Below are 11,044 nucleotides of genomic sequence, written 5' to 3' on the forward strand. Positions count from 1 at the left end.
TCCCTCCTTCTTTTACATATGAATATTTGTTCATATATTCATACGTTTCCATAATCATAACATTTTATTTTTATATAATTCAATATCTACTCAAAATAAAAAAGAGCAGTTTACCATAAAGTAAACTCCCCTTCATTCTATCTTCCCAGTCTTTAGCGCCTGTGCCCAGTCATATCTTTCTTGTTGAACAGCCAATCCAGCAGCTTCTTCCCAATTATAAGGAACTGAAATTTGTTCAATTGTCCATTCTCCCAAAACCTTTTCTATCACTACATATTTTGCATGCGGAGTTCCTGATTCCATTTTATGCATAACAGGTAACTCATCTTTGTATGCTGGAAGTCCTACACTTCCTGGATTTATAATGATCTTTCCGTTCGCAAAATAAACAACTCTAGGAATATGTGTATGACCACATACTATTATTTTTTGTTCTATATTTTGGAGTTGATCCATTATATTTTTTTCATTCTTTAATATTGCACCATTCTCATTCATCTCTTCTAACAAATACACTTCATCTGAAGTTGGCGTACCGTGACAACATAACATATCGTCTACAATAAATTGTGAAGGATGTTGTTTTAACCAACCTATATGATAATTTGTTAATTGATTTTGAACAAAAGTTAGTGTAGCAGATTGCTCTTGTATAGGTTCCCAAAGCATTCGATCACAATTGCCTTTAATATGTATCATCTCGCTACTCATTAATATTTCAATTGTCTCTAAAGGATCTAACGGCCCATACACACTATCTCCTAAATTTATTATCATTTCGACCTTGCGACGTGTAATATCTTTTAATACCGATTTTAAAGCGTGACTATTTCCGTGGATATCTGAAATTATAGCTATTTTCATCTTAATCCCTACTTTAATATATTATTTATAAACATCCGCAGCCAATTCCCTCAAAACTTCTACATTCACTACTTCAAAACAACCATTGTTTTTCTTGATTATATTTTTATCACAAAAAAGATTCAAAGTACGCGACAAATGCCGATAGCTCGTTCCTAACAATTCCGCTATTTCCGTTAAATTCCCACTAAATACAATTCTATTTTCATGCTGAACTGCTCGTTCCCCTGCTGCTAACATGTAACTCGCAAGTCTATTTTCAAGCGGATACAATAAATTAATTGTACTATTTTTTGAAAGTCGATTTAACTTATGTGCTAACGATCCACAAATACATCTTAAAAATTTCGCATCATGAAATAGCTGATTTCTCACTTTTCCTAATGGTAAACCAACACAATATGAATCTGCCATCACTTGTACATTTGAAGTAATCCTTTGGGAATGAATTAACTCCACATCTCCAAGTAACTGCAAACTATCATAAAAACACAGTAATACGGATTTCCCGTTACTTAATGTGTTAAACGCTTTCGCTTTTCCTTCAACAAAGAAATATAAATAATCTATCTCTTCATTTTCTCTACAAATAAACTCATTCTTTTTAAAAAATATAAGTTCCATATATGGCTTCATATCATGACTAAAAAATGAATCAATATTATTTTTCTTCATATACTCTGCTAATTTAATAGAATTACATACTTTCTTCATAGTTTCCCACCTTTACAACTCATCCCCATTGTAATAAAAATTTTCTTCTTCCACTATGACATATGTCATAACAATACACAATTTCAGCATGATACAGTCATTACAAATATGAAATACAAAGGGGATATTACATTGTATAACTTTCTTTCTGTCTTTATTGGTGTGCTCCTCGCCGTTATGCTTCCACTGAATGGGATTTTATCTGAGTTAATTGGCAAGTACACAGCAAGCGTTGTCATTCACCTTGTCGGTTTAATTGCAGTTATCTTCATTTTAATTATAAACAAAAATAAAATTCGTTTCGATAAAAGTATTCCACTTTTTTTATATAGCGCTGGAGCGATTGGAGTATTCACTGTTCTTTTTAACAATATAAGTTTCTCCGTCCTTGGTGCTTCTATTACGATCGCATTAAGTTTACTCGGTCAATCTATTGCTTCCATCATTATCGATCATTTCGGCTTATTAGGAATGAAAGTTGCAAAGTTTGAAAAGAAAAAACTAATTGGATTATGTTTCATCTCTTCTGGAATTATAATCATGACAATTTATTAATGGGGGCAAGAAAATGTTATATATTACGATCGCTATTTTAGCTGGTGTTTCTATCGTTGTTGCTAGAATTATTAACGCGAATTTAGCAGCGAAAATCGGAAATTGGGAAGGCACGTTTTTTAATTATATTACTGGATTATTTTTCTCTATGTTATTTTTAATTTTCAGTTCAGATTCATTGTATATTCCAATGCAGACGTTACAATCTATTCCTATTGCTGTGTACTTAGGCGGATTAGTAGGCGTTATCGTTATTTCATTATCCAACTATATTACTCCTAAAATATCAGCCTTTTATTTAACATTACTCATCTTTATCGGACAATTATTTGCGGGGACTATTATTGATTTCTTCCTGACAAATGAACTCTCAATTGGTAAAGTTATCGGTGGCATTTTCGTATTAATTGGGCTCACTTACAATTTACTCATAGATCGCCCGATAAAAACTGTGAAGCATAACCAAGTTCAACTATAATACTTTACGCTTACCTATCATATATTAATAGAAAAGCTCTTCACACGAAGTAATAGAGAGGAGAAAATCCTATTAAAAAAAGTATTTTATTGCTAGGTAGCGTATTAATTATTTGTGGAATTGTATGGTTTGTAAACTCGGGAAAATCTATTCAAGATCTCTATACTGCAAACAAACCGAAAAAGAAAGCTACTATTATTTCAAGCTCGCGAGATCCAAATGAGCCCCCTGTTTTTTTAGAAAAGCAGGAAATAAAAGATATACATGTAGAATCAATTAAAACAAAAAAGGATATCTTTCTCACAAAAACAGATGAATTAAAAACATTTATTAACAGTATGAATACCGCAAAAAAAGGCAAATTAACATTGGATGAAGAAGGATCAGATTTAATAGATGGTGATATGTGGATTACTTTCGAGGATGGAACTTATAAAAAATATTTCATATGGATAGTTGATCATCACAGCAGCGAAGTGATGATTGCTCAGCAAGATACTCCTGATGATGTAAACCTTACGTACTATCAGTTAAACGAAGATAGTTCAAAAAAAGTTTATAATTTATTTAAAAAAATTATTTAAATGAAAAAGTCATGAGCACGCGAACTCATGACTTTTTGCACTATATATACTCCGGGAACACTCTACAACTCTTTTCCTGCTCTATATCATGACCAAAGAAAACAATTGGTTTCTCTTTCGCCACAACTTCTTTTAAACGTTTAATTGAAGATAAAGCTAATTCTGGATTAAATCCTGCGAACGGCACTTCATCTTCAAAATTCTCTTTCGTGTACGATGCATCAATCGTTAATAAAACTGAACCGGATTGCTCCGTCTCAATGAATAGCGACTGATGGCCTGGAGAATGACCTGGCGTATACAATACTTGAACACCTGGTACCACTTCATAATCCCCTTCAATAATTTTGTAGTTCAAATGCGGTAATATACATTCTTTCATATATTCTTCTCTATGAAGTGCTGCCTCATATTCGGTTCGCTGCACAATAATCGGTGTATTTGTAAAAGCACCGTTTCCTCCTGCATGATCAAAATGTAAGTGAGAGCTAATAATATATAAAAGGTCGTCTGGCTCATACCCTACACGCTTTAATATATTCACGATTCTATCTTCTTCAGTCATTTTCGGTAAAATCTGTCCTTCAACAAATGTACCGTTAAAAAGCCCTTCATTATTAACTGCACTTTCTGGCATACCTGTGTCTACTAAAATAGGACCTTCTTCCGTCTCCAAAAGATAACACCACACCGGCAAGTTTAATAGTTTCCCCGGTGTTAACGCACTGTTAACAGACGAATGATCCAACATGCAACGACCTGCTGGGATGAAATAAAGTTTCTTTACTGTCATTATGTATCCACCTTTACATTTAGTTTTGGATAAAGTAATACAGTAAAAAATTCTTCTTTTTAGAAATAAACTCCTTCTAGGCTATCAGTACAGCTTGCATAAAAAAAGGGTATTTTTTTACATAGCAGTATTTCACCATCTATAATATAGAAGTAAAGGATTCTTACTTTAAATGAAACATTAACACCGATTAACGCTGAAAACTTAAAGAAAGCACATACACTACTTGAAAGCGGGCACACCATTGGGAAAATCGTATTAGAGAAATTTTAATCATGATAGCGACAGATAGTATGTGAAATTATACCAACGATTTTTCAAATATATCCATCACAAATCAAATTATATCAACAATTCGACAAGGTGTGCCGATTTATCGACAAATAACAACAATAAGAAAAGGCTGTTCCAAATGAACAGCCTTTTCTTTATTTACTTGAAATCTCTTTATTATTTTGAACGTCTAACGGAGCTCGCTTTCCTATTCCAAAAGCATAGAAACTAATTGTAACGATAGCTAAGAAAATAATACCTACAACTAATGAAATACGAGTATCATCGTTAAACCACATTCCGATTAATACCATAATTAAAAAGGCAATCGTTAAATAGTTTGTAACAGGAGCAAATGGCATTTTGAACGGATGATCTTTCATCTCTGCTCCCTTTTCTTTTCTAAAATTAATTTGACTAATTAAAATGACAAACCATGGTACCATTCCAGGAAGTACACTCGCACTATATACATATACGAATAAGTTTTTCGGTGCGATGTAACTTAAAACAACACCAACCGCCAGACCGATAATTACGCCAACTGTACCAAATAAAGGCACACCATTTCCAGAAAGTTTCGTGAAATATTTCGGTGCTTGTCCATTTACACCTAACGTATAAAGCATACGACCCGCACTATAAATACCACTATTACAACCAGACATTGCTGCTGTAATAACAACGAAGTTAATTAATCCAGCTGCTGCCGTAATACCAACTTTCGCAAAAGTTGCTACGAACGGACTACCAATTGTACTTAATTGATCCCACGGATACACAGTTACAATAACGAAAATAGCACCGATGTAGAAAATTAAAATACGCCAAATTGTACTTTGAATCGCTCTTGTAAGTGTCTTCTTTGGATCCTTCGCTTCACCAGCAGTAATACCGATTAATTCCACACCTTGGTATGCACCAACTACAAGTGATAAAGCAAAGAAGAATCCTGAGAAACCACCTGTAAAGAAACCGCCATTTGACCAAAGATTAGATATGCCAATCGCTTCTCCGCCGTTACCAATTCCGAAGAAAATAAGGCCAAATCCCGCAATAATCATTAATAGAATCGTAACGATTTTAATCATCGCGAACCAAAATTCAAATTCACCAAATGACTTCACAGAAATTAAGTTAGCTACACCAAGAATAACCATTGCAATTATACCTGGTATCCAAGCTGGTAAATCCGGGAACCAATATTGCATATACGCTCCAACCGCGATAATTTCTGACATCCCAACGATAACCCACTGGAACCAGTTACTCCACGCTGTCATATAACCAGCTAGTGGATGAATATACTTATGACCGAATGTCGCAAATGAGCCTGTACTTGGCTCCATATACAACATTTCTCCCATGGCACGCATGATGAAGAAGATGAAAATACCTGCAATTGCATAAGCAAGCATTACTGACGGACCTGTCCATTTAATTGTGCTGGCTGATCCCATAAACAAACCAACACCAATCGTTCCGCCTAAAGCAATCATTTGAATATGACGTGCTTCTAAACCTCTTTTCAATTCTTTGTTTGCCACTTCACTTCCCCCTCTTAGATGATTCATAGCCGCATTTTAACACAAGATGCTTTCCCCTAATTCCTTTCGACCCTGAAAATGATGAAGCAAACGTCATTTTACACTAGCTTTAAAGCTATCCTAAAATCGTTTTGTGCTCCTAATAAAATTCTCAGAACCTTTCATCTTCCAATATTCTATAAATCTTAAAATTACTTACCTTATATTAATTCATTAATCTGAAAAATTCAATTATTTTTTCAATAAATTATTATACATAAGTCTGATTAATTTTTAACTAAATTAACAATAAAATACATCTATTCAATATGATTCCGACATGTATATTATTACAATATAAATAAACAAGGAGATGCTATCTTCCTCGGTTTCATATCTCAAATACTTCAACCTTTATAGTTGATAACGTAATTTCCCACACATTCGATTCATATACCAATAAGAAATTTAATATATTAATAAACTACTAACTTCTTTACTCCAGCCAAATTTTGAGGCAGAAACCTTTCTGCCTCAAAACAACGGGATAAAATATAAAAGAGTCTCATTAAAAAATGAGACTCTTTTACGATTTCATATTTAAATCGATTTCGAAGTTTGCTTACCAAAGATAAACACCCTAGTAAACACTGCCATTATAACTACAATAACCAGAAAATAAAGTGGCATCACCATTAACGAGCCTGTATGCAGCTGACTCATTCCCAAAATTGTCATCGTTACAATTACATAGTAACCTAAACTAAACAATGCACCAGCTGTACCAATGACATCTTGAAAATCTACTAACGCTAAACTTAAACAATTAGGTAACGCTACTCCAATTCCTAATAGCAATATAAACATCGCTATTAAAAATACAATCATATATATTATATTTGGATTTGATCCAACTGAAGTAATAATAGATAAAGCGACTGCTCCCCCTGTCATTACAAGACAACCGATATATATAATTTTCTCTGGTTTATAAGTAGCAAGTAAACGTTTTGAAATTTTCGCTCCAACAATAGAAGCAGACGCTACAACAATTCCTAGAAAGCCATACATACTAGGCGATAACTGAAAGTATTCAATAAAGATAAACGGCGCTTCTGCATAATAGCTAAATAAAACACCATTTGCTCCTCCAATTAACAGCCCATATGTTACCACTTTTGGATTTGTAATTAACCTCTTCAAGACTGAAAATACATTTATTTTATTCGTTACTGAGCCCGTTTTTGTTTCAGGAAGAGAAACAAACGTATACAGAAAAATACCGATACTCATAACTACTAAACTTAAAAATACTATTTTAAATCCAAACATTTGATCAAGAAAGCCACCAATTAACGGTCCTATCGCTGGTGTAAAAGCAATGACTGCTGAAATTTGAGCAAACATAACATGCCTCTTATGCCCTTCTACACTTTCACGAAGAATCGTTTGCGTCACAACTGATCCTGCACTTGCTCCAAACGCTTGAATAAAACGACTTACCAATAAAACTTCAATGGAATTTGCAATAAAGCACAAGAAACTCCCAGCGCCATATACGACAATTCCAAATAACATTGCTGGGCGACGCCCAATTATATCTGATAGCCATCCAATAAAAAATACACCTAAAGCAAATCCAGCAAAATACACACTAAGCGTTAACTGCACCTCATTATTACTTACATGTAACGCCTTTGAAATGTCAGGTAACGACGGTGTGTAAATCGTTTCACTAATTTGCGGAAATGCGACAAGAATAATCATTAACAAAAGTGATGGTACTGAGACTTTTTTCATTTTTCATACCCTCCTATAACTTTGAAAATCTCAGAAATAAAAAGACTTTCCTTAGCTACGGAACAGGAGGGGCCATTATAGAAATCCGGTCATAAAACAACAAAGAAAACACCTCAATTACGTATGTTAATACTTATAGGAGGGTAATATTAACATCGATTTTTAAATATACTTTTTCAATTATATTACATATTGCGTTTCTTTTACTAGTGCTCGGCCTTGGAGGATTGTTAAAAAGATAACTTGATGCATTCACCTTTTTATGGAATAATTAGAAATAGTTTGAATTCATAACCTTAATTATTAAACGATAGACTAGCATATTTTAATGTCACAAGCTTACAAACAGGAGGACTTTCGTAATGATTGAAATTTTAAGGACAGTATTAAATTTCCTAATTTCTCTATTCTCAGGAGAATTACCATTTGTATATTATGTATGGATTATTAGCCTATTCCTAATTCAAATAATCCAATCTACTCTGAACTATAAACTCTTTAACAAGAAAGACAATTTCAGCACTTATATATCGGAAGGATTACTTGCTTTTATTATTTTATTGTTTGGAGGAATATTAGTATCTAAGTTACTTGCTTACATAATAGACGATCCTACTATTAGTATGACAAATGTAACACATTATTTTGTTTCTCTTATCATATTAACTATATTTGTCGTAATAACCTGTGTTAAAGACTTTATAGAGACATCTATAAAGAATAAAAATATATCTCTTTTGAGCTTTTTAGTAATTTCCTTAATAACAAGTATACTTTCATTCAAGTTTTTATCACCTTTAATTGAAGGTTCTTTTTCTCTTTCTAAATCTTTTATAACTACTTTAATCATTCTAGTAACCGTATCAATCCCTCTATTAATTTCCTTAGAGGATAAGTATGCAGACGAAAAGGAAACGGAAAATTTATAGTTTCTCATTTACATAAAGAAAGAGGGAGTTCCCCTCTTTCTTTTATATCGTCCTATTTCACAAGACTAAATCATTCCTTTTAATATTAATCCTAAAACTGACATTATTATCGCGCTAATAATAATTCGCAAAATCCAAGTTGTGTTTGTACTTATTTTTTCTAATTGCTTATTGATTGTTGCTATGTCTTTCTCATTAATAGTGGTACGCGTTTCTAAATTTCGAATGTCTCTCATAATTTCTTTTTGCTCCGCCTTGAGACTGTCAATTTTAGCGTAAACATCTTCCATATATTCACACCCTCTGTTCATCTTAATAGAAAAATCTATATATATTATGAGACAACCCTCTTACCTGTGAATACATTGCGTATATCCGCGTACCAAATTATTTGTACAATCTAATTGAATTACTCACATGTTTCTATTCTTCTATTTATAAATTAGCGTTAAGATACATTAAAATTTTAAAAGGAACCCCTTGTTTATTTAACAACAAACAAGGTGCAATCCAACATTCGGAAGCACCTACGATAATTTCTATTGTTTTCATATTTACAACTCCATATAATCAGTATGATTTTCTGAAGAAGCCAATTTTTGAACTGCTTAAAGTATACTAATATGAATACGAAATAGCTGTATTGATAAACTCTCTAGAACAATAAATATACTGGCTGAAACGGATCTATATCCGATATTTTTTCCAGTAACATGAATGGTTATTTCTGATAAATGTGTTTGTACATCATTGTTTTCAAAAATTTCATCCTCAACCTTTACAATATCTGCTTCACAATCTACTTCTTTAAAAGTTTTCAATAATTTTGTTTCCAATAAACTACAATCAAAGCTCTCATCTTTTATTACGGCAAATTTAACCTTCATATCGATTTCCCCATTTTTAACAAACTAAAATCACTAAATCAATATAAATATATATTATTCTATTAAATAATTCAAAATATACGATTCTTATATGCATTATTAAAAATCAGTTCTAAAGAATTAAATAGTAGGCGTTCCACTAATCTTTCATATAATTCGTCTCTTAATTATTTTGCTCATTGCGCTTTTTTATTTTCCTCACTATTTCAACTAAACTTTCTGTAATAATACATATTTCAAATACATTATTTCCTTTCACTCATACTTTTATCATTGAGTTTTTATTCACAAATTCGTAACACATACATATGAGTTATCATGCTAAAATTAGTTTATTCACAAGAAGAAGTTCTTCTTAATAAATCAATAATTTTTAATACCCTGTTTAAAGCCTTGCCCCCCTGCAAGGTTTTTTCCTATTTAAATAGAGTAGTAGTTTTCGTTATGCTTCTCTCCCCTTGTTCCTTACCCTACAAATAATACTTCATATTTATTTTAATTTTTCAGCATCCGTACTCGCTCTGTTCGAGAGCTCTTTACCAAATATTCAATCTAATGATAAGATTGACCAAATTAATATTTTCGTCCATAACTGTATCAAAAAGTACACTAAAGAAAAAATAGCACTCTCACAATTAAGTAAACGCGAGCTTTTTCTTCTATCTACTTACTATTTAAGGTTAATAGTGACATAACCAGATTTTAAAATTCGACTTAAATTCATTGATGAATGGAGAGGTTTATATGAAATTGAAAGACAAAGTAGCAATCATAACTGGTGGAGCAAGTGGAATTGGCGAATCTACTGTTCGTCTTTTTATCGAAGAAGGTGCAAAAGTAGTTATTGCTGACTTTTCTGAACGTGGAAAAGAACTATCAGATGAATTGAATGCACATGGATATAATACGTTATTTATTAAAACTGATGTAACAAAAGAGGCAGATATTAAACAGCTAATTCATGAGACAGTAAGTACATACGGTAAATTAGATATTATGTATGCCAATGCCGGCGTTGCTGATGATGCACCAGCAAACGAATTATCCTATGAAAAGTGGAAAAAAACTATTGATATTAATTTGTCTGGAGTATTCCTTTCTAATAAATATTCGATTGAACAATTCCTTAAACAAGGTACAGGTGGTGTCATCGTTAACGCTGGTTCGATTCATAGTTTTGTTTCATTACCTACCCCAACAGCATACTCCTCTGCAAAAGGTGGTGTGAAACTATTAACTCAAAATTTATGTACTGCCTACGCTAAATATGGAATACGTATTAATGCGGTGTGCCCCGGTTATATTGACACCCCTTTACTTGGTAGTGTTAATCCTGAACAGAAAGAATATTTAGCTTCACTTCATCCACAAGGCAGACTTGGAACACCAGAAGAAGTCGCTAAAGCTGTCTTATTTTTAGCAAGTGATGAAGCTAGTTTTGTTAACGGTACAACACTTCTTGTTGATGGAGGCTATACTGCACGTTAATTTAAAAATTTTGAAGCCCCTTAAGAAATATATAGTCTTCAATAAAAAAAGCGCCATCACAAGTGAACTGAACCCAAAAAATTAGACAAATATATTAAGCAGCTACTAAGGATTGAACTCTGTATTGCACAGGGGACAATCCTTTTAGTTTTG

Annotated in this window: 12 protein-coding genes and 1 pseudogene; 6 read left to right on the forward strand and 7 right to left on the reverse strand. The window is 32.7% G+C overall.

Annotated features, from left to right (window positions below; all coding sequences use genetic code 11):
- Nucleotides 1-132: 132 nt before the first annotated feature.
- The gene (locus MR169_RS21140; protein WP_000684252.1) at nucleotides 133-864 is read right to left on the reverse strand and encodes a metallophosphoesterase family protein; all 732 of its coding nucleotides are present in this window, start codon (nucleotides 862-864) and stop codon (nucleotides 133-135) included.
- Nucleotides 865-885: 21 nt separating this feature from the next.
- The gene (locus MR169_RS21145) at nucleotides 886-1,578 is read right to left on the reverse strand and encodes a cyclic nucleotide-binding domain-containing protein (protein ID WP_086391375.1); all 693 of its coding nucleotides are present in this window, start codon (nucleotides 1,576-1,578) and stop codon (nucleotides 886-888) included.
- Between the two features lie 108 nt (nucleotides 1,579-1,686).
- Between MR169_RS21145 and MR169_RS21150 the strand changes: the two genes are divergently transcribed.
- The 3 genes from MR169_RS21150 to MR169_RS21160 all read left to right on the forward strand — a co-directional run bounded on the left by MR169_RS21150 (nucleotide 1,687) and on the right by MR169_RS21160 (nucleotide 3,195).
- Nucleotides 1,687-2,133: a DMT family transporter gene (locus tag MR169_RS21150; RefSeq protein WP_242319976.1), complete on the forward strand. Its 447-nt coding sequence runs from the start codon at nucleotides 1,687-1,689 to the stop codon at nucleotides 2,131-2,133.
- Nucleotides 2,134-2,146: 13 nt separating this feature from the next.
- Nucleotides 2,147-2,611 carry a DMT family transporter gene (locus MR169_RS21155; protein WP_000965802.1) on the forward strand — a complete coding sequence of 155 codons (465 nt, stop codon included), beginning with the start codon at nucleotides 2,147-2,149 and terminating at the stop codon, nucleotides 2,609-2,611.
- Between the two features lie 89 nt (nucleotides 2,612-2,700).
- Complete coding sequence (locus MR169_RS21160) at nucleotides 2,701-3,195, forward strand: hypothetical protein (protein ID WP_242319977.1); 495 nt, start codon at nucleotides 2,701-2,703, stop codon at nucleotides 3,193-3,195.
- Between the two features lie 40 nt (nucleotides 3,196-3,235).
- On the opposite strand, the gene aiiA is transcribed toward MR169_RS21160, so the two are convergent.
- Nucleotides 3,236-3,988: a quorum-quenching N-acyl homoserine lactonase AiiA gene (aiiA, locus tag MR169_RS21165; protein ID WP_074595573.1), complete on the reverse strand. Its 753-nt coding sequence runs from the start codon at nucleotides 3,986-3,988 to the stop codon at nucleotides 3,236-3,238.
- Between the two features lie 165 nt (nucleotides 3,989-4,153).
- Between aiiA and MR169_RS21170 the strand changes: the two are divergent.
- Nucleotides 4,154-4,261 (forward strand): annotated as a pseudogene (locus MR169_RS21170) (zinc-binding alcohol dehydrogenase family protein); the annotation flags it as partial.
- 155 nt (nucleotides 4,262-4,416) lie between these two features.
- Here MR169_RS21170 and MR169_RS21175 read toward each other — a convergent pair.
- Both MR169_RS21175 and MR169_RS21180 read right to left on the reverse strand, forming a co-directional pair.
- Entirely contained in the window at nucleotides 4,417-5,808 is a 1,392-nt protein-coding gene (locus tag MR169_RS21175; protein ID WP_242319978.1) for an amino acid permease, read from the reverse strand.
- Nucleotides 5,809-6,387: 579 nt separating this feature from the next.
- A complete protein-coding gene (locus MR169_RS21180) occupies nucleotides 6,388-7,587 on the reverse strand; it encodes a multidrug effflux MFS transporter (RefSeq protein WP_086423482.1) in 1,200 nt (399 codons plus the stop codon).
- Nucleotides 7,588-7,949: 362 nt separating this feature from the next.
- On the opposite strand from MR169_RS21180, the gene MR169_RS21185 reads away from it, so the two are divergent.
- Complete coding sequence (locus MR169_RS21185; protein WP_000570029.1) at nucleotides 7,950-8,516, forward strand: DUF5823 family protein; 567 nt, start codon at nucleotides 7,950-7,952, stop codon at nucleotides 8,514-8,516.
- Between the two features lie 65 nt (nucleotides 8,517-8,581).
- Here the strand turns inward: MR169_RS21185 and MR169_RS21190 are convergent, their stop codons facing one another.
- Together MR169_RS21190 and MR169_RS21195 are read right to left on the reverse strand one after the other, a co-directional pair.
- Nucleotides 8,582-8,806 (reverse strand): hemolysin XhlA family protein, encoded by a 225-nt coding sequence (locus MR169_RS21190; protein ID WP_000390462.1) that lies wholly within the window; start codon nucleotides 8,804-8,806, stop codon nucleotides 8,582-8,584.
- Between the two features lie 318 nt (nucleotides 8,807-9,124).
- Nucleotides 9,125-9,403 (reverse strand): hypothetical protein, encoded by a 279-nt coding sequence (locus MR169_RS21195; RefSeq protein ID WP_000865018.1) that lies wholly within the window; start codon nucleotides 9,401-9,403, stop codon nucleotides 9,125-9,127.
- A gap of 744 nt (nucleotides 9,404-10,147) precedes the next feature.
- Between MR169_RS21195 and MR169_RS21200 the strand changes: the two genes are divergently transcribed.
- A complete protein-coding gene (locus tag MR169_RS21200) occupies nucleotides 10,148-10,891 on the forward strand; it encodes an SDR family NAD(P)-dependent oxidoreductase (RefSeq protein WP_242319979.1) in 744 nt (247 codons plus the stop codon).
- The last annotated feature ends 153 nt before the right edge of the window (nucleotides 10,892-11,044 follow it).

The organism is Bacillus cereus group sp. BfR-BA-01349, assembly GCF_022663795.1.
Classification (GTDB): domain Bacteria; phylum Bacillota; class Bacilli; order Bacillales; family Bacillaceae_G; genus Bacillus_A; species Bacillus_A cereus.